Origin of the sequence: Kitasatospora sp. NPDC058444 (genome assembly GCF_042721415.1) — a bacterium.
Taxonomy (GTDB): domain Bacteria; phylum Actinomycetota; class Actinomycetes; order Streptomycetales; family Streptomycetaceae; genus Kitasatospora.
The window spans coordinates 167,625-185,927 of record NZ_JBHXLL010000014.1 but is presented as its reverse complement, the minus strand read 5'-3'; the positions used below and the strand labels follow the sequence as shown (position 1 = coordinate 185,927).

Annotated in this window: 14 protein-coding genes and 1 pseudogene; 5 read left to right on the top strand and 10 right to left on the bottom strand. The window is 72.8% G+C overall.

Annotation, left to right across the window (positions count from 1 at the left end):
- Positions 1-197, bottom strand: a pseudogene (locus tag ACFWP2_RS17595) (DUF1967 domain-containing protein); the annotation flags it as partial.
- Positions 198-568: 371 nt separating this feature from the next.
- On the opposite strand from ACFWP2_RS17595, the gene ACFWP2_RS17590 reads away from it, so the two are divergent.
- Together ACFWP2_RS17590 and ACFWP2_RS17585 are read left to right on the top strand one after the other, a co-directional pair.
- Entirely contained in the window at positions 569-1,960 is a 1,392-nt protein-coding gene (locus tag ACFWP2_RS17590; RefSeq protein WP_380452051.1) for a hypothetical protein, read from the top strand.
- Positions 1,957-2,643, top strand: coding sequence for a hypothetical protein (locus tag ACFWP2_RS17585; protein WP_380452049.1), 687 nt, complete (start codon positions 1,957-1,959; stop codon positions 2,641-2,643). The genes ACFWP2_RS17590 and ACFWP2_RS17585 overlap by 4 nt, the downstream gene beginning before the upstream one ends.
- On the opposite strand, the gene ACFWP2_RS17580 is transcribed toward ACFWP2_RS17585, so the two are convergent.
- From ACFWP2_RS17580 to ACFWP2_RS17565, 4 genes are all read right to left on the bottom strand, one after another.
- Positions 2,612-4,783, bottom strand: a complete 2,172-nt coding sequence (locus tag ACFWP2_RS17580) for an ATP-binding protein (protein WP_380452047.1) — start codon at positions 4,781-4,783, stop codon at positions 2,612-2,614. The genes ACFWP2_RS17585 and ACFWP2_RS17580 overlap by 32 nt on opposite strands.
- Before the next feature lie 232 nt (positions 4,784-5,015).
- Positions 5,016-5,813 (bottom strand): family 1 encapsulin nanocompartment shell protein, encoded by a 798-nt coding sequence (locus tag ACFWP2_RS17575; RefSeq protein WP_380452045.1) that lies wholly within the window; start codon positions 5,811-5,813, stop codon positions 5,016-5,018.
- A 38-nt stretch (positions 5,814-5,851) separates the two neighbouring features.
- Positions 5,852-6,901: a Dyp-type peroxidase gene (locus tag ACFWP2_RS17570; RefSeq protein ID WP_380452043.1), complete on the bottom strand. Its 1,050-nt coding sequence runs from the start codon at positions 6,899-6,901 to the stop codon at positions 5,852-5,854.
- 165 nt (positions 6,902-7,066) lie between these two features.
- Positions 7,067-8,509 carry an MFS transporter gene (locus ACFWP2_RS17565; RefSeq protein WP_380452041.1) on the bottom strand — a complete coding sequence of 481 codons (1,443 nt, stop codon included), beginning with the start codon at positions 8,507-8,509 and terminating at the stop codon, positions 7,067-7,069.
- Between the two features lie 106 nt (positions 8,510-8,615).
- On the opposite strand from ACFWP2_RS17565, the gene ACFWP2_RS17560 reads away from it, so the two are divergent.
- Positions 8,616-9,053 carry a winged helix-turn-helix transcriptional regulator gene (locus ACFWP2_RS17560; protein WP_380452039.1) on the top strand — a complete coding sequence of 146 codons (438 nt, stop codon included), beginning with the start codon at positions 8,616-8,618 and terminating at the stop codon, positions 9,051-9,053.
- A gap of 134 nt (positions 9,054-9,187) precedes the next feature.
- On the opposite strand, the gene ACFWP2_RS17555 is transcribed toward ACFWP2_RS17560, so the two are convergent.
- The 5 genes from ACFWP2_RS17555 to ACFWP2_RS17535 all read right to left on the bottom strand — a co-directional run bounded on the left by ACFWP2_RS17555 (position 9,188) and on the right by ACFWP2_RS17535 (position 16,840).
- Entirely contained in the window at positions 9,188-9,811 is a 624-nt protein-coding gene (locus ACFWP2_RS17555; protein WP_380452037.1) for an FMN reductase, read from the bottom strand.
- A complete protein-coding gene (locus ACFWP2_RS17550; protein ID WP_380452035.1) occupies positions 9,808-10,914 on the bottom strand; it encodes an LLM class flavin-dependent oxidoreductase in 1,107 nt (368 codons plus the stop codon). The genes ACFWP2_RS17555 and ACFWP2_RS17550 overlap by 4 nt, the downstream gene beginning before the upstream one ends.
- Positions 10,915-11,131: 217 nt before the next feature.
- Entirely contained in the window at positions 11,132-13,414 is a 2,283-nt protein-coding gene (locus tag ACFWP2_RS17545; protein ID WP_380452033.1) for a collagenase, read from the bottom strand.
- A 290-nt stretch (positions 13,415-13,704) separates the two neighbouring features.
- Entirely contained in the window at positions 13,705-15,987 is a 2,283-nt protein-coding gene (locus ACFWP2_RS17540) for a collagenase (protein ID WP_380452031.1), read from the bottom strand.
- Positions 15,988-16,270: 283 nt separating this feature from the next.
- Entirely contained in the window at positions 16,271-16,840 is a 570-nt protein-coding gene (locus ACFWP2_RS17535) for a DoxX family protein (protein ID WP_380452029.1), read from the bottom strand.
- A 210-nt stretch (positions 16,841-17,050) separates the two neighbouring features.
- Between ACFWP2_RS17535 and ACFWP2_RS17530 the strand changes: the two genes are divergently transcribed.
- Both ACFWP2_RS17530 and ACFWP2_RS17525 read left to right on the top strand, forming a co-directional pair.
- Positions 17,051-17,647 carry a TIGR03086 family metal-binding protein gene (locus ACFWP2_RS17530; RefSeq protein WP_380452027.1) on the top strand — a complete coding sequence of 199 codons (597 nt, stop codon included), beginning with the start codon at positions 17,051-17,053 and terminating at the stop codon, positions 17,645-17,647.
- A 162-nt stretch (positions 17,648-17,809) separates the two neighbouring features.
- Complete coding sequence (locus ACFWP2_RS17525; RefSeq protein WP_380452025.1) at positions 17,810-18,268, top strand: hemerythrin domain-containing protein; 459 nt, start codon at positions 17,810-17,812, stop codon at positions 18,266-18,268.
- The last annotated feature ends 35 nt before the right edge of the window (positions 18,269-18,303 follow it).

Below are 18,303 nucleotides of genomic sequence, written 5' to 3'. Positions count from 1 at the left end.
GGCCCGACCGTCAGCACCGTCACCTCGGCGCCCTCGTTCGCCTCCGCGATCCGCAGCGCCTGCTCCACGCCGTACTCGTCCAGCTCCGACAGGAGGCCGTCCACGCCCTCCCGGTCGGTGGTGTGGTCGTCCGCGAAACGACGGTCACCCGTCGCGTCCGGGACGTACTTCACACAGACGACGATCCTCAAGCTCATGAGCGGTTCTCCTGTCACGGGTGCACGGATGCACTGGATCCATGGCCTCAGGCATGCCGGGGGTACTGAGTGCCAAGTCCGGCCCGGGCGCGACCCGCGCACCGCAAGTGCCACCTGGACCGGCATACCGTGTCGGCTCTCTTCGACTGGCGTCAGAGGCTCCAGGGAGAGAATACGGCACTCAGTACCCCTGGTAAAGGAACTCAGTACCCTTCCCGGCTCCGACGGCCCGGCGGCGGCACGGCAAGCGGACACAAGGTTTCCGCAAGCACGGACCAGCTCACGTCATGGAATCCGCCAGACGCCCCGGGGAGCATCGACTCCGGGGCCCGCGGACGGCCCCGAACCTGGGATCAAGGAGGGGGAGAAGGATGACCTTGGTGCACGGGGAACAGGACATGCACGGGGAACGGGACACGCTCGGGGAACAGGACACGCTCGGGGAACGGGACATCACGACGGCCGACGGAACGCGCCGGACGACGGCGCCCTGGAGCAACAACGGCCCGTGGGAAACCCTGCGGGACCGCAAGGAAGTACTCGTGGTCGCGCAGACCATGGTCTACGCGAAGCGGCTGCACGACTTCTACTCGCTGCTCGCCCCGGACCTGCGGGTCCACGTGCAGTTCACGGTGGCACCGCACATGTTCAACGGGGGCGCCGCCGAGATCCTCCGGGCGCTGGGCGGCACCGTACTGCCGTGGGAGCAGGCCGTCCGGCGCGAGTTCGACCTCATCCTGGCCGCCGGTTCCCAGGGGATCGAGCAGTTGCGCGGCCCGGTCGTCCGGCTGCCGCACGGGGCCGGAAACATCAAGCTGGCCCGGCGCGGCGCCCCGGACGGCGAGCGGCCCGCCATCGGGCTCGGCCGGGACTACCTCTACTGGGAGGGACGGCTCGTCCCCACCTCCTTCGCGCTGGCCCACGAGGAGGAACTGCTCGAACTCCGGCGCAGCTGCCCGGAGGCCGTGCCGATCGCCGAGGTGGTCGGCGACCCGTGCTACGACCGCATCCGCGCGGCACTGCCGCACCGGGAGGCCTACCGGAGCGCGCTCGGGCTGCGGCCGGAGGAGAAGCTGGTGCTGGTCTCCTCCACCTGGGGCGACGGCTCGCTCTTCACCCGGCTCGACGCCGTGCTGCCCAGACTGACCGCCGAACTGCCCCGGCACGGCTACCGGACCGTCCTGCTGCCCCACCCCAACATCGCGGCCCAGCACTCGGCCTACGCGGTGCGCTCCTGGGCGAGGGCCACCGCCCGCGGGGCCGTCACGGTGATCCCGCCCGAGACGGACTGGCGGCCGCTGCTGGTCGCCGCCGACTTCGTCATCGGGGACCACGGCTCGGTCACCCTGTACGGCGCGATGACCGGCGCCCCCGTCCTGCTCGCCGAGTACCCGCACCGGCACGTCAACCCGCGCTCGCCGGCCGCGCAGCTCGCCCGGACCGCACCCGCGCTCGCCCCCGGCCACCCGCTCACCGACCAGCTCGCGTACGCCGCCGAGCAGTACCGCCCGGAGGACTACGCGGCGATCGCCGACCGGATCAGCTCCGAGCCGGGCCGCTTCGACCGGAACGCCCGTCGGCTGCTGTACCGGGTCCTCGGGCTGGGGCAGCCGGCGCACACCCCGGATCCGGAGCCGCTCCCGCTGCCCGAACCGCTGGGAACGACCGCGGCGGCAGGGGCGGCCGGGGCGCTGGACGTGACCGCGGCGGCCGGGGCGCTGGGGACGACTGCGGCGGCGGCCGGGCCGCGGTGGGCCGGGTGACCGCCGCGCTGCACACGGTGCGCCTGGTTCCGGTCGGCTCCGGCGCGGGCGGCCCCGGCGCGGGCGGCTCCGGCCCCGGCAGCCCCGGCGCGCGCGGCGGTTCGGCGGCCGCGCTGTTCGAGGCCCGGGTGACGTCCACCGCCGGTGTCCACCACGGACTGCTGGCCGCGGACCCGCCGGCCACGGCGGCGGCGGAGCGGCCGGGGCCCGGATTCGTGGACGAGCACCTCGTCCTCGACCTCACCGAGCCCGGAGGCCTGCGCTGGCGCCGGCACGCCGACGTGCTGCACCTCGGTCCGGTGCCGGCGGCGGACGCCGACGCGCGGCTCGCGGAACTGCTGGCCGCGCACCCCGGGTGCGCGGTGGCCACGGCCGAGCACCGTCCGGGGGCGGTGCTGGTGCTCGCCCAGTCCGGGGCGCGGCTCGTCCTGCGGGCCTCCGGTCCGGCCTCCGGTCCGGCCGGCGAGCCGGTCCCGCCGCCGGCCCTCGGCTCGCTGGCGCACGCCTGGCTGGCGGCCGGTCGGGCGCTGGGCGAACTCGACCGGGTCAGTGCCGCCGGGTGCCGTGCCCCGGGCTCCGGGTGGAGCCGGCTCAGGCCCGCGCTCGCACCTTCCGCCGCGTGTGCGCCCACGCCGGTGCTCGCGCCGGTGCTCACGCCTCCGGTTCGTCCGGACGGGGGGTGACGGCGGGATCCACACCGTACGCGGCGAGGCGGTCGGCCAGTCTGGCCGCCTCGGCCGCGGCACCGACCTCCAGGTACCGGGCCCTGGACCGCTCGTACCGGGCGCGCGCCGCGTCCGGTCGGCCGCGCAGTTCCTCGACCTGCCCGGCGAACTCCAGCGCCCGCGCCTCCCAGTGCGCGGACAGCCGGGCCCGGAAGCCCGCGAGTGCCTCCTCCAGGTGGGCCTCGGCACGCTCGTAGGCACCCAGCCGGCCGTGCGCCAGGCCCAGGAAGGCCATCGCGCGGGCCGCCTCGTAGTCGTCCCCGATCGAGGCCAGTTCGCGGCCCGCCCGCCCGATCGGCTCCACCGCCTCGGCCGCCCGGCCCGCCAGCAGCAGTACCTCGCCGTACGCCAGCCGGGCCAGCGCCGAACCGCGCAGGTAGTCCTCGGCCTCACGGAGCCGGACCACCTCGTGCAGGCACTCGGCGGCCTCGTCCAGCCGGCCGGCCATCCGGTGGGTCTGGCTGAGCCCGTACAGCGCGTCCGCCTGCACCAGCGGGCGGTCCGACTCCCGGGCGAGGACGAGGGCTTCGGTGAACCAACGCGCCGCCTCCGCCCCCTCCCCCGCGTTCCGCAGCCCGTTGCCGCCGTCGGTGAGCATCCGCAGCTCGCCGCTGCGGGAGCCGGCCGCCCGGGCCGCGTCCAGACCGATCCGGGTGGCCTCGACCCACAGCCGGGCCGGGCGCAGCCGCAGGAACAACGGCCACATGGCGTCGGCGAGTTGCCACGCGGCCGTGGGCCGCTCCAGCTCCTCGCACCAGCGCAGGACGCCCGCGAGCCGGTCGCGTTCCGCGTCGTACCACTCCAGCGCCGGCACGTCGCCCGTGAACTCGCGGGCCGGGTGGACGGAGCGGGTGCGGTAGTCACGGGCGAGGGTGCGGTGGGTCGGCGAGACGACCGCCTCGGCGGCCGTGGCCGAGGCGAGGTACCAGTCGACGAGCCGGTCGAGCGCGGCCCCGGTGGGCCCGTCGGCCCGGACCCGCGCCCCGTGCGCCCGGGCGTGCAGCTTCACCAGGTCGTGGAACCGGAACCGCTCCGGCCCGCGCTCCTCCAGCAGGTGCACGTCCATCAGGGCGTCCAGCAGCCGATCGGCCCCGGCCACGTCCACGTCCGCCAGCACGGCGGCGTTCTCCAGGGTGAACTCGGCGAAGGGCAGCAGGCCCAGCAGCCCGTAGAGCCGGGCGGCCTCCTCCTCCAGCACGCCGTAGGACGCGTCCAGCAGATCCCGCACCGTCTCCCCCTCCACGTTCAGCGCCGCCAGCCGGTCGGTACCGCGCCCGAGCATCTCGGCGGTCGCCGCGAGCGACTGGGCCGGGCGCGCCGCGATGCGGGCCGCCGCCAGGCAGATCGCCAACGGCAGCCCGGCACAGGCGTCCACCACCTCGGCCGCGGCGGCGCGCTCGTCGAGCACCCGGTGCCGGCCGACCCGCGCGGCGAGGATCTCGGTGGAGGCCTCCCGGGCGAGCGGTCCCAGCGGCCGGAACACCGCACCGTCGATGCCCAGCCCGGTGAGCCGACGGCGGCTGGTCACCACGACCACCGTGTGGTCCGAACCGGGCAGCAGCGGCCGCACCTGGGCGGCCGTCGAGGCGTTGTCCAGCAGCACCGCGATCCGCCGCTCCGCCGCCAGCGAGCGCCAGAGCGCGGCGCCCTCCTCCAGGCTCCCGGGCACCGGGGAGATCCCGAAGGCCCGCAGGAAGCCGCCGAGGGCCTCGGCCGGGTCGGCGGGGCCGCCGGGCGCGTAGCCGCGCAGATCGGCGTAGAGCTGGCCGTCCGGGAAGCGGGCGGCCTGGCCGCGCAGCCACTGCGCGGCCAGGGCCGTCTTGCCGACCCCGGCGGGGCCGGTCACCACGAGGGTGACGTCCGCCGCGCCGGCGTCGGCGGCCAGGGAGCCGTCCAGGGCGGCCAGGTCGGCCTCCCGCCCGATCAACCGCCGCGGACAGGGCGGGAGTTGCCTGGGCGTGGGCAGAGCGGAGCCCCCGTGCAGATGCAACCCGCCCTGGATCGTGCCGGCCTGCACCACCGGACCGGAGACCGTCGCGGCGCCGGCCAGCGAGTTCCGCACCACTCCGTACGGCGGGTTGACGCCGTTCACCGGCACCCGCCGACCACGGTCGATCCTGTCACTGGCTCCCCCGGCCTCGGACGAATTACCCCTGTGGCGCTATCACATGACGCATCGTCATGTCGAGACAATTCCCAAAGGCATGGACACCGAACCCTGCGGTGGTATGGCCGATCACCTCACGCGCATGCGATGCTCACCCGCGACACGGCGAGCCGGCGAGCCGGCAGCCAACCGGCGGGGGCGTCAGACGGGGTTCCATCTCCCGCTAGCCACGTAGGACGACGGCTGCCTCTCCCGTGTACACCCGGAACGTCAGGGTCTCCTGTAGGTACAGGCGAATCGTTTCTGCGTCGTGGGAGAGGTAGCCGACCGAGGCGTCCTGGCCGAGGAAGAGTTCGAAGTCCCCGCCGCGGGCGGAGAGCAGGTAGGCGCCTTCGATGGCCGGGGCCCAGATGATGTCGCCGTCGAGGAGGCGGGCGATGTGGTTGTGGATGGGGTAGCCGTGGTCGCTGGTCTCGTTGACGGCGGTGAAGGCGTCCGCGCCGAGCAGGAGTGAGTAGGGGCCGCCGACGCCGGCGAGGCGGAGGGCGGTGAGTCCGCGGCTGACGGCCTCCGGGTATTCCCTTACGTCGTCGGGGAGTTGGACCGGCGGGTTGGTGGAGGCGGCGCGGATGCCGTCGATGGAGGCGGCGCGGTAGCCCTCGAAGACGGCGCGGTCCTCGGCCAGGGCGAGCTTGCGGCCGGCGTCCTTGACGGGCTGCCAGTCCGAGTCCCGGGAGCCGCGTTCGACGTCGTCCACGGCGTCGCGGCGGAGGGTGAAGGGGACGCGCAACTCGACCACCGGCTGGGCGGCGCGGGCGCGGGCCTGGATGCCGTCCGTCGGGGGGTCGATGGCGGTCAGGTGGCCGGTGCCGACGGCGGCGAGGGTGGCGCCCGCGGGGCCGTTGAGGTCGACCACCCGGCGGCCGGCGATGTGGAGCTTGAAGGTCTGGCGGGCCTCCTCCTCGATCTCCTCCCACGCGGCGGCGGAGATCGGGGCGAGGTCCCGGTGGAGGTTGTTCATGTGCGAGGTCCTGTTCAGGTGGTCCGTCAGGTGGTCCTTCAGGTCGTCTGCTTGAGGCTGCCGATGCCGAGCGAGTCGCCCCCGGCGCCGGAGACCGGAATGGGAGCGGAGGCGGCGGTGGAGGCCTCCGACGGCGCCGGGGGCGGGGGCGGGGGCGGGGAGTCGAGGAAGTCGGCGGTCGGGACGAAGAACAGCCCGCCGGTGACGGCGGTGGAGAAGTCGAGCAGTCGGTCGGTGGTGCCGGGCGGGTTGCCGACGAACATGTTGCGCAGCATCTCCTCGGTCACCCCGGGGTCGGCCGCGTAGCCGATGAAGTAGGTGCCGACCTCGCCGCCGCGGCCGGCGGAGCCGAAGGTGCCGTACGGCATGTTGAAACGGACGATCTTCCGTTCCTCGCCGTCCGGTCCGGTGATCACGGTGAGTGCCACGTGCGAGTCGGCGGGTTTGACGTCGTCGGCCAGTTCGATGTCGTCGAGCTTGGTGCGGCCGACCGCCCCCTCCTGCTCCTCGACGCTCAGCGCGTTCCACTTGTCCATGGCGTGCACGTACCGCTGCACGACGACATAGCTGCCGCCGGCGAACTCCGGGTCCTCGGCGCCGATCAGGGCCGCCCGTTCGGCGGCCCGGCCCTCCGGGTTCTCGGTGCCGTCGACGAAGCCGAGCAGGTCCCGGTCCTCGAAGTACTTGAAGCCCTGGACGGAGTCGACGACAGTGGCGGCCCCGGCGAGCCGTTCGGTGAGCTTCGCGGCCAGCTCGAAACAGAGGTCCATCCGCTCCGCCCGCAGGTGCAGCAGCAGGTCGCCGGGGGTGGCCGGGGCCCGGTGGCGGGGGCCGGCCACCTCCTGGAAGGGGTGCAGGGAAGCCGGGCGGGGGCCGGCGAAGAGGCGGTCCCAGAGGTCGGATCCGATGCCGGTGACGCAGGTGAGAGCCCCTGCGGGGGCGCGGAAGCCGACGGCGCGGCGCAGTCCGGCGAGGTCGGGCAGCAGGTCCCGGACGGCGTCCTCGCGGCCGGGTTCGACGGTGAGGACCAGGAAGACGGCCGCACTGGTCAGCGGGGAGAGCACGGCTTGCGGCGCTGTTCTGATCATGGGAATGATTACACCGCAAAGCGGACAATCCGGCGCGGCTGACACGCATCCGAACGGCCCCGTCGGAAGCCGTTCCGACGGGGCCATTCGAGCGGGGCGGCCGGTCGGCCCTCCCGCGCGGGCGGCCCTCCCCCCGCAGGCGGCCCCGCCCTCCCGCGCCAGCCCTCAGGCGCGCCGCCGCCCGGCGCCGGTGGCGGCCACCGCGGCCCCCAGTGCCGCCGAGACGACCGGCACCACCAGCGCCGCCCGGAAGCCCTCCAGCGCGGTGGCCCCCGACCCCAGCGCGGCCAGGTTCACCGTGGTCACGACCGAGAGTCCGAGGGCCGCGCCGAACTGGAACGAGGTGTTGAGCAGCCCGCCGGCCAGCCCCTGCTCCTCCTCCGCGATCCCCTCGGTGGCCGCGATGGTCAGCGGCCCGTAGGCGAGGGCGAAGGCGAGGCCGGTCAGCAGCATGGTCGGGAACATCATCGGGTACGTCCAGTCGGCGCCCACCGGCAGGAACAGCCCGTACGAGAGCGCGGCCAGCAGGAAGCCGCCGAGGATCACCCAGGCGTTGCCGAAGCGCTCCACCAGCTTCGGGGTGAGGGTCGGCGCCAGCACCGAGTCCACCCCGATCGCGAGCAGCGCGAGGCCGGTCTGGAGCGGGGACCAGCCGCGCAGGTCCTGGAGGTAGAGGGTGGCGACGAACTGGAAGCCGAAGAACGAGCCGGCGAACAGCACCGCGCCCAGGTTGGCCCGCAGCAGCGGCCCGGAGCGCAGGATGCCCGGGCGCACCAGCGGCGCGGACGAGCGCCGTTCGACCACCGTGAACACCGCCAGCAGGACGAGTCCGCCGGCCAGCACGGCGGCGGTCGTGGCGGCCCCCGCGCCCGGCTCGCCGATCCGCACCACGCCGTACACCAGCAGCAGCATGGCCCCGGTCACGGTGGCGGCCCCGGCCAGGTCGAAGCGCCCGCCGGACGCCTTCGGCGAGGGCGCGGCCTCGCGCGGGATCAGCGGGACGGCCGCCGCCAGCAGCGCGCCGGCCAGCAGCACCGGGGCGAAGAACACCCAGCGCCAGCTGACCGCCGTCAGCAGGCCGCCGACCACCAGGCCGAGCGAGAAGCCCGCCGCGGCCGTCCCCGCGTACACCAGCAGCGCCCGGTTGCGCCGCGGGCCCTCGGGAAAGGCGGTGGTGATGATCGACAGGCCGGCCGGGGTCATGAAGGCCGCCGACAGGCCGGTGACAAACCGGGCCAGGATCAGCACCCAGCCCTCGGTGGCCAGCCCGCCGAGGCCGGAGAAGACGACGAAGACGGTCAGCCAGAGCAGGAACATCCGGCGCCGGCCCAGCAGGTCCGCCGTCCGGCCGCCGAGCAGCATGAACCCGCCGTAGCCGAGCACGTAGGCGCTCAGCACCCAGGACAGCGCGCCGGTGGACATCCCCAGGTCGGCGCGGATCGAGGGCAGCGCCACGTTGAGCATCGCGACGTCGATGCCCTCCAGGAAGATCGCGCCGCAGAGCACGGCCAGGACGGCGGCGGACCGGCCACCGAGGCCCGTCGGGGGCTCCTCGGGTGCCGGGGCGGTTTCCCGGCTGTTTTCGGGCAGGGCTGATGACACGGACACCTGAGGCTCCTCGGGAAGGGGGGTGGCGAGGGCCCCGGACGGTTCTCATCCGTCCGGTCGGTTCCCTCTTGTAACCACCCGTCATCCTGGGGCAGCATCGGGGATCGTGGAAGAAGGCACTTCGAAGGAACCGACGCACTGCGCGGGTACCGAGGACGGCTACGACGTCCTCCAGTGGGACGTCCGGGAGGACTGCGAGGTGCGGCAGATCCTGGACCGGATCGCCGACAAGTGGTCACTGCTGGTGATCGCCCTGCTGGACCGGCGGTCGCTGCGCTTCACCGAGCTGCGCCGGGCGATCGACGGGGTCAGCCAGCGGATGCTCACCGTCACCCTGCGCCAGCTGGAACGGGACGGCCTGGTCGAGCGGACGGTGCACCCGGTGGTGCCGCCCCGGGTGGACTACGCGCTGACCCCGCTCGGGCGGACGCTGCACGCCACCATCCAGTCACTGGTCACCTGGACCGAGGAGCACCAGCGGGAGATCGCGACCGCGCGGGCCGCGTACGACGCCCGGGAGGAGGTCCGGGAAGGGGCGTCCTGAACAGCGACGAGGGGCGGGTGCGCCGCCTCGCGCACCCGCCCCTCGCCTCCCGACACCCGCCCCCGGACACCCGCCCCTCACTTCGGACACCCGCTCCTCCTGCTCGCGCGCCCGCCCCTCCCGGCCGGGGTCGTTCAGACCCGCAGTGCCGCGAGCTGCTCGGCGAACGGCACCACCTGCTCGGGCAGCTCCGGCGTCGCCGGGGCCCGCCCGCCCAGCAGGGCCGCCAGCTCCCCGGCCGCCCGGTCGATCCGGCGCGGCAGGCCGTCGGTGAGCCCGTCCCCCGCCGTGCCCCAGTCGTCGGTGGCCGCGTAGACGGCGGTCGGCAGCACCACCGCGCGCAGGTAGCTGAACAGCGGGCGGACGGCGTGCTCCAGGGCGAGCGAGTGCCGGGGCGTGCCGCCGGTGGCGGCGATCAGCACCGGCTTGCCGGTGAGCGCGTCGTTGTCGATCACGTCGAAGAAGGACTTGAACAGGCCACTGTACGAGGCGGTGAAGATCGGTGTCACCGCGATCAGGGCGTCCGCCGCCGTCACCGCCTCGATCGCCGCGCGCAGCCCGGCGCCGGGGAAGCCGGTGACGAAGTTGTTGGCTATCTCCACCGCCAGGTCCCGCAGTTCGACCACGGTGACGTCCACCTCGCGCCCTTCCAGGGCGAGTCGGCGCACGGTCGAGTCGGTGAGCCGGTCCGCCAGCAGCCGCGTCGAGGACGGCTTGCTCAGTCCGGCACTCACCACCACCAGCTTGAACGCGGTCACTTGGCCACCTCCGTCTTCTCGTTCTCCCGCGCGTCCCGGGCCGCGACCAGCGCGGCGTGGGTCGGCCCGTCCGGCACCGCGTCCGGGCGGCCCTTGGCGAACTCCTCGCGCAGCACCGGCACGACCTCCTCGCCGAGCAGGTCCAGCTGCTCCAGCACCGTCTTCAGCGGCAGGCCGGCGTGGTCCATCAGGAACAGCTGGCGCTGGTAGTCGCCGAAGGTCTCGCGGAAGGTCAGGGTCTTCTCGATGACCTCCTGCGGGCTGCCCACGGTCAGCGGGGTCTGCTCGGTGAACTCCTCCAGCGAGGGCCCGTGCCCGTACACCGGCGCGTTGTCGAAGTACGGACGGAACTCGCGCACCGCGTCCTGGGAGTTCTTCCGCATGAACACCTGCCCGCCGAGGCCGACGATCGCCTGCTCGGGCGTGCCGTGGCCGTAATGGGCGTAGCGCTCGCGGTAGAGGTTGATCAGCTTCTGGAAGTGCTCCTTGGGCCAGAAGATGTTGTTCGCGAAGAAGCCGTCGCCGTAGTAGGCGGCCTGCTCGGCGATCTCGGGGCTGCGGATCGAGCCGTGCCAGACGAACGGCGGGACGTCGTCCAGCGGACGCGGGGTGGAGGTGAAGCCCTGCAGCGGGGTGCGGAAGCGGCCCTGCCAGTCCACGACCTCCTCGCGCCACAGCTCGTGCAGCAGCGCGTAGTTCTCGATCGCGAGCGGGATGCCCTGGCGGATGTCCTTCCCGAACCACGGGTAGACCGGGCCGGTGTTGCCGCGGCCCATCATGACGTCCACCCTGCCCTCGGCGAGGTGCTGGAGCATCGCGAAGTCCTCGGCGATCTTCACCGGGTCGTTGGTGGTGATCAGCGTGGTCGAGGTGGAGAGGATGATGCGGTCGGTCTGCGCGGCGATGTAGCCGAGCATGGTCGTCGGCGAGGACGGGACGAACGGCGGGTTGTGGTGCTCGCCGGTCGCGAAGACGTCCAGGCCGACCTCCTCGGCCTTGCGGGCGATGGCCACCATGGCCTTGATCCGCTCGTGCTCGGTGGGGGTGCGGCCGGTGGTGGGGTCGGTCGTCACGTCGCCGACGGAGAAGATTCCGAACTGCATGCTGCTCACCCGTCCCAGGTAGTCCAACTTTCAACCACTCTAGCACCTGGGTGCGGATCGTTATTCCCCCCGGTTCCTCACCAGTGCCGGCAGCCCGCGGCAGGCGGGCCGTGGCAGGCGGACCGTGGCAGGCGGACCGTGGAACGCGGACCCGCCCCGGGCGGGGCGCCGTAGCGCTCCGCCCGGGGCGGTCACCTGTCCAGTAGCCGTACTCGGCTCACATTTCGCTCGTGACGCTCACCCCGCTGAAGCCCTGCTGGGCGTAGAGGCTGAAGAAGACGTAGCCGGCCGGCGGGTCGGTGACGGTCAGCGTCTCGGAGTTGTCCGGGCCCGCCGAGCGCGCGGTGTTCGCGTTGGTGTACGCCCAGCCGGCCGGGTTGTAGTAGAGGTCGCCGTTGCCGGTGCCGCCGCTGGTGGTGATCTTCACCTGCTTGGTGCCGGCCGGCACGGTCAGGTAGAAGTGCGCGTAGTTGCCCGTGGTGGCCGCGACGTTGCTGCGGGCGCAGTTGGCGTCCAGCTGCCGGGTGTCGGCGGCGGTGCACTCGGGCACCTGGGGCACCGTCGGGGTGGTGGCGCAGGCGCCGGCGGCGCACCTGGTCAGCCAGCTGTCGAAGTCGGCGTCGTAGCGGGTGCCGATGGTGGTCTTCAGGATGGCGCGGGCGCCGTCCCAGTCACCCGCCCGGTACTTGGCCAGGACCGCGTCCACGTCGGAGCGGTGCTGCTCCAGCATGTAGCGCACGGCCAGGTAGCCCCAGCGGTACACCCGGTCCTGGTCGCCGTAGGCGGTGTCGAAGAGGTCGCTCAGCTTGTAGGTGTGCCGGCCCGCGGCGGCGATGGCGGCGTCGTTGGTGACCTTGCGGTACGAGTAGGAGACGTACTCGGCGAAGCCCTCCACCCACCAGATGGTCGGGGTCTTCATGCCGGCGTTGAAGTCGCCGTACATGTCGAAGCGGCCGTCGAGGTAGTGGGTGTACTCGTGGTTGAGGTTCCAGATCTCGAAGGACGGGCGGGCCCACTCGGCCTCGTAGCAGAGGAAGCGCGGCTGGTTGCCGGCCGCCGCCGGGTTGCCCTCCAGGTACATGCCGCCGTTGTTGGTGTCGATGCCGTAGATCGCGGCGGCGAGCACCTGGTAGTCGAGCGAGGAGTGGAAGACCACGACCTCGATCGTGCCGTTGTTGTCGTCCTTGACCGGGCCGCTGTCCTTGGCCACCGTGTGGAAGAACGCGTCCTGGCCGTTCAGGCTGGTGCAGGCGGTGCCGACCTGGGTGGCGTCCAGCGCCTGGGCGAGGACGGTGATGCTCGGGCTGCAGGTGTGCTTCACGGTCAGCACGCCGGCCTTGAGCTGGTCGGCCTTGTTGCAGGTGCCGTAGTACGAGCAGTTGCCGGCGTCGTAGTAGTCGACGCCCTCGGCGACCGCCGCCCACTGGTAGACGGTGCGGCCCTTCGGCTCCGAGGTGGCGGTCAGCCCCTTGGCGAGCGGGCGGACCTTGGCCTGGAGGGCGGTGTCCTTCAGGAAGCGGGTGAGCTCCTTGGTCGCGTTGTAGACCAGGACGCCGTAGGTGTCGCCGAGCAGGGCGTTGTTGCGGGTCGCGAAGTCGGACAGCGCGTCCAGCACGCTCGGGTCGGCCTCGACGGCGGCGTCGAAGCCGGGCACCTGGTGGCCGCGGAACAGCACGGTGAAGACCGGGTTGACCGCCCACGCCATGCCGGCCGGGTTCCAGGTGTCGGCCTTGTAGTCGCCCAGCAGCCGCTTGACGACCGGCAGGTAGCGGACGTTCTCCTGGGCGCTGTCGATCAGGGTGACGGCCTCGCCCAGGATGGGCCCGTTGCCCGCGGCGACGTCCCGCGAGTGCGCGCTGTTGAAGAAGGCGTCCAGTCCGGACTGGATCGCGGTCTTGAGGCCGGCGCCGTACTCGCCGACGTCCTGCTTGTGGTACCACTGCACGAAGTAGCCGGCGCGCAGGTAGAGCACCAGCTGCTCGACCGAAGTGCTGTTGTCACCGGGGTAGTTGGCCGCCGCGTCGCGCAGCGCGTAGGCCACCGTGCTCATCTGCTCCTCGCGGAACGCGCCGCGCGCGTCGCCGCCGGTGAGCTGGAACAGGCTGTTGACGCACTGGATGTCGGCGTCCTTGATGTGCTGGACCAGGTCGCTGCCGGTCCGGCCGGAGAAGTCGCCGACGGTACACGGCTTGTCGGCCGCCGCGCCGAGGCGCAGGGCCTTGGCGGCCGGCCTGACCTCGGCCGGCCGGGTGTCGACCGGGAGCGGGGCGCGCTGGTCGACCGAGGCCAACTGCTGCCCGCTGTCGGCTCGTTCGGGGGCGCCGGTGGCGGGCTGCGGGGCCGGCCCGGTGGGGACGGGCGCGGGCGTGCCGCCGGGGGTGGGGGTGGCGGGAGCGGCCTGGGACTGCGGGGCGAACAGGCCGACCGCCAGGAACAGGGACAGGACGAGCGTCAGCAATCGTGCCAGCTGCGGGATTCGCAGCGGACGTGAGGGACTCACGTGGGGGCCTCCGGGCCGTCGTCGGCCGCGACGTGGGGCGCGGCCGGTGGGGGTGGGCGAGGACCGCTGATGACGGCGCCGCGTGGGGGCGGTTCCGTCGGGCACGGTGGGGGGTGTGACATGTACCATGGCACATCTCACATGGCCTTGGGAACCCGGGGCGTTGTGCGCGGTTTGCGGGGATTTCCCGGAGGGCTCGTGGTGACGATCCGTCAAAAGACCTGCCCCGGGCGGGGCGCCGTAGCGCTCCGCCCGGGGCGGTCACCTGTCTGGGGTTCGCCGTACTCGGCTCACATCTCGCTCGTGACGCTCACCCCGCTGAAGCCCTGCTGGGCGTAGAGGCTGAAGAAGACGTAGCCGGCCGGCGGGTTGGTGACGGTCAGCGTCTCGGAGTTGTCCGGGTTGGTCGACCGGAAGACGTGGGCGTTGGTGTACGCCCAGCTGCCCGGGTTGTAGTAGAGGTCGCCGTTGCCGGTGCCGCCGCTGGTGGTGATCTTCACCTGCTTGGTGCCGGCCGGCACGGTCAGGTAGAAGTGCGCGTAGTTGCCGGTGCTCGCCGCGACGTTGCTGCGCACGCAGTTGGCGTCCAGCTTCCGGACGTCACCCCCGGCGCACTCCGGCAGCTGCGGCTGGCCCGGCGTGTCGGTGGCGCAGGCGCCGGCGGCGCACCTGGTCAGCCAGCTGTCGAAGTCGGCGTCGTAGCGGGTGCCGATGGTGGTCTTCAGGATGGCGCGGGCGCCGTCCCAGTCACCCGCCCGGTACTTGGCCAGGACCGCGTCCACGTCGGAACGGTGCTGCTCCAGCATGTAGCGCACGGCCAGGTAGCCCCAGCGGTACACCCGGTCCTGGCTGCTCCTCGCGTAGACCGTGTCGAAGAGCTCGCTCAGCTTGTAGGTGTGCCGCGAGGCCACCGCGATGGCGTCGGTGTTGACGGTCTTGCGGTACGACCAGGAGACGAACTCCGCGAAGCCCTCGACCCACCAGTCGATCGGCTGGACCTGGCCGGCGTCGTAGTCGCCGTACACGTTGAACCGGCCGTCGAGGTAGTGGGTGTACTCGTGGTTGAGGTTCCAGATCTCGAAGGACGAGGCCCACTTGTTCTCGAAGCAGACGAAGCGCGGCTGGTTGCCGGCCGCGGCCGGGTTGCCCTCCAGGTACATGCCGCCGTTGTTGGTGCCGATGTCGAAGATGACCGCCGCGAGCACCTTGTAATCGAAGTCGGTGTGGAAGACCACCACCTCGATCGTGCCGTTGTTGTCGTCCTTGACCGGGCCGCTGTCCTTGGCGACCGCGTGGAAGAACGCGTCCTGGCCGTTCAGGCTGGCGCAGGCGGTGCCGAGCTGGGTGGCGTCCAGCGCCTGGGCGACGATCGTGATGCTCGGGCTGCAGGCGTGCTTCACGGTCAGGTTGGCGGCCTTGAACTTCGCCGGGTCGTCACAGACGCCGTAGTACGCGCAGTTGCCCTTGTCGTAGTGGAGCGCCGCCCAGGTCAGGGCCCCGCGCTCGTACATGCTGGGACCGCTCGGCGAGGACTGCGCGATCAGGGCGCTCACGTACGGGCGCAGCTTGGGCAGGAACTCCGGGTAGTCCATGAACCGGCCCAGCTCGGTGGCCGCGTTGTAGACCATCGTCCCGAGGTTGGTGCCGATCAGGTCGCGGTTGCGGCTCGCGAAGGTGAACAGGGCGTCCATCACGCCCGGGTCGGCGTTGACGGCCTCGCGGTACCCGGCCTGGCCGGGGCCGCGGGAGAGCGAGAAGAAGACCGGGTTCACCGCCCAGGCCATGTCGGCCCTGCTCCAGGCGGCGCTGTCGTACTCGTTCAGCAGGCGCCGGAGGACGGGCAGGTAGTGGGCGGCGTCCTGGGTGCTGTCGATCAGCGTGGTCGCTCCGCTCAGCGGGCGCGCGTTGTCGGGAGTGACGTCCCGCGAACGGGGGTTGGCGTAGAACGCGTCCAGGGCGGCACGGCCGGCGGTGAGCAGGGCGTCACCGTAGGGGCCGACGACGTCCTCGTTGTAGAACTGGACGTAGTAGCCGGCCTGCAGGTAGTACATCAGCTCGGTGATCGCGCCGCTGTCGTTGCCCTGGTAGGCGTTCGCGGCATCGCGCGCCGCGTACGCGACGGTGACCATCTGGGACTCGCGGAACGCGTTGGCGGCGTCGCCGCGGCCGATCCGGAACAGCGTGTCGATGCACGAGTAGTCGCTCGCCTTGATCTGCTGGACCAGGGCGCTGCCGGTGCGGCTGGTGAAGTCGCCGACATTGCAGGGCTTCGCGGCCGCCTCCGCGCCCTGGCCGAGGGTCTTGGCCTCCGGCCGGCGCGTCTGCGGCAGGCCGGTCACCTGGGGCGGCAGCGGCTCGGGCAGCGGCTGCGAGGAGGCGGACTCCCGCCCTCCGTCGGCCTTCGCCGGGGCCTTGTCGGCCGGACTCTCGAGCGAGGACGACGGCGGCGCCAGCCGGGTGGGTGCCGTGCCGGTGGGGGTGCCGCCGCCGGTGACGGGGGTGGCGGGGGCGGCGGCCTGGGACTGCGGGGCGAACAGGCCGACCGCCAGGAACAGGGACAGGACGAACGTCAACAGTCTTGCCGACTGCGGGACTCGCAGTAAGCGCTGGCCATTCACGTGGGGGCCTCCGGGCCGTCGTAGGCCGCGGTTTGGGGCGCGGCCTGCGGTGGAGCGAGGTCCGTCGACGCCGGAACCGCGTGGGGCGGGTCCGGCGTGGAAACGGTGGGGATGTGACATGTACCATTGCACACATCACACAACATTGTGAAGACCTTTACGTGGGATCCACCCATCCGAAACACCGCGAAGGGCATGGCGACGGGTCGTCGCCATGCCCTTCACGCCGTTGGCGCCGTTACTTGCGGAGCAGCAGGATCACGCCCGCCGTCACCAGACCGACCACGACGGCGGCCACGCCGTACGCCAGGCGGTGCGCCCGCAGCACCGGCAGGAAGCGGTCCACGGCGTAGCGGCCGGGGCCGGTCAGGGCCAGCGCCGCGGCACCGGCCGTCAGCAGCAGCTCGTACTCGCTGCCCTTCGGGGCGAAGAAGCCACCGCCCCAGGTGACGGCGATCGCGTTGACCATCGTGCCGACGATCGCGGCACCCGCCAGCGGGGTCAGCAGGCCGACGGCCAGGGCGAGTCCGCCCAGCGTCTCGGTGAGGCCGGCCACCACCGCCATGGCGTCGCCGGCCGGGTAGCCGCTCATGGTGAAGAACTGACCGGTGCCGTCGATCCCGCCGCCGCCGAACCAGCCGAACAGCTTCTGGCTGCCGTGCGCGGCCATGGTCAGGCCGAGGGCGAGGCGCAGGAGCAGGAGGCCGGCGTCGTAGGCGTGCGGAGAGGTCGTCGCGGACCCGGCGGTGTCCCGGGCCGGGCTGACGGTGGTGGTGGCGGCGGTCGTGCTCGGGCTGCTGCTCGGCATGCGCGTCTCCATCGATCGGGGTTCGGTCGTCGTCCGGCGTGGCCGGACACGGTCATGGGTCGTGGTGATGCGGCAGGCAGGGGTCGTCACCGGCTGCCATTGTTCAAATTTGAACCGCCGCTCTTCGACCGTACCCCGAAGTTCGAATTTGAACAACTGACGGGCCGTCGGCGACTCGCGGGGCCCGTCCGGGCCGGAGAGGGTGGAGGCATGGCCCAACACAGGCGACACCGACGGGAGGCGCGCACCGGCACCCCGTACCCCGAGGCGCTGGACGCCTTCGGCGAGCGCGTCCGACTGATCACCCCCGACCAGTGGGACTCCCCCACCCCGTGCAGCGACTGGTCCGTCCGCGACCTGGTCAACCACCTCACCGGCGAGCAGCTCTGGGTGCCCGAGCTGCTGATGGGCGCCACCACCGGCGAGATCGGCGGGCGCTTCGACGGCGACGTGCTCGGCACCGACCCGGTCGCCGCCTGGAGCGACGCCGCCCAGGCCGCCCGGGAGGCCTGGGCCGTCCCGGGCGCCACCGAGCTGACCGTCCACCTCTCCTTCGGGGACACCTCCGGCCAGTACTACCTGGACCAGCTCACCACCGACCTGGTGATCCACTCCTGGGACCTCGCCGAGGGCATCGGACGGCTCACCCGGCTCCCGGAGGCGCTCGTCGAGTTCGCGCTCGGCGAGTTCGCCGGGTACGGGGACCTCTCCGGCAGCGGGTTCTTCGACCCGCCCGTACCGGTGGCGGAGGACGCCCCACCGCAGACCCGGCTGCTCGCCCTCACGGGGCGGCGGGACGCGGGGTGAGCGGGCGGCCGCGGATCCGAAGGGCGGGCGGAGGGTGATCGGGCGGCGGCCGTTCCGAGGAGTGGACGGAGGGTGAGCGGGCGCGCCCCCGGGTGAACGGGCCCGGCGCCGGATACTGGAAGGCGACGGGGGAAGTCTTCCGTGCGAGAGGCGGGCGGGCCCATGAGCCGCAGGCCTGACATCCTCGGCGAGTTCACCGCCGACCACCGGGCGGCCACCGGGCTGCTCGACCGGATCGAGGCCGCACCGGCCGACGACCCCGGACGCGGCGAGCTGGTCGCCCGGCTGACCGACCTGCTGTTCACCCACTGCGCCGCCGAGGAGGAACACCTCTTCCCGGCGGTGCAGCACGACGTGCCCGACGGCGGGGCGCTGGTCTTCCGCAGCATCCACGACCACCTGGCGATCGGGCAGTACCTCGCCGACCTCCAGGGGCTCGGACCGGCCGACCCGGCCTTCGACACCCTGCTGCGCGGCCTCGCCGAAACCCTGCGACGCCACCTGCGCGGCGAGGAGGAGCAGCTCTTCCCGGCCGCCCGCAAGGCCCTGCCGGCAGCCGCCCGCACCGCACTGGGCGACCGGCTGCGGGCGGAGCGGGCCGAGCTGGAAGCCCCGGGCTGATCAGGCCTTCCGGCCGGTCAGGCCTTCGGGCCGGT

Bases quoted from the DNA above. Each gene is read 5' to 3' on its own strand.
- ACFWP2_RS17590 (WP_380452051.1), top strand. From the start codon at position 569: ATGACCTTGGTGCACGGGGAACAGGACATGCACGGGGAACGGGACACG.
- ACFWP2_RS17530 (WP_380452027.1), top strand. From the start codon at position 17,051: ATGGCCCAACACAGGCGACACCGACGGGAGGCGCGCACCGGCACCCCG.
- ACFWP2_RS17525 (WP_380452025.1), top strand. From the start codon at position 17,810: ATGAGCCGCAGGCCTGACATCCTCGGCGAGTTCACCGCCGACCACCGG.
- ACFWP2_RS17575 (WP_380452045.1), bottom strand. From the start codon at position 5,813: ATGAACAACCTCCACCGGGACCTCGCCCCGATCTCCGCCGCCGCGTGG.
- ACFWP2_RS17550 (WP_380452035.1), bottom strand. From the start codon at position 10,914: ATGCAGTTCGGAATCTTCTCCGTCGGCGACGTGACGACCGACCCCACC.
- ACFWP2_RS17570 (WP_380452043.1), bottom strand. From the start codon at position 6,901: ATGATCAGAACAGCGCCGCAAGCCGTGCTCTCCCCGCTGACCAGTGCG.
- ACFWP2_RS17535 (WP_380452029.1), bottom strand. From the start codon at position 16,840: ATGCCGAGCAGCAGCCCGAGCACGACCGCCGCCACCACCACCGTCAGC.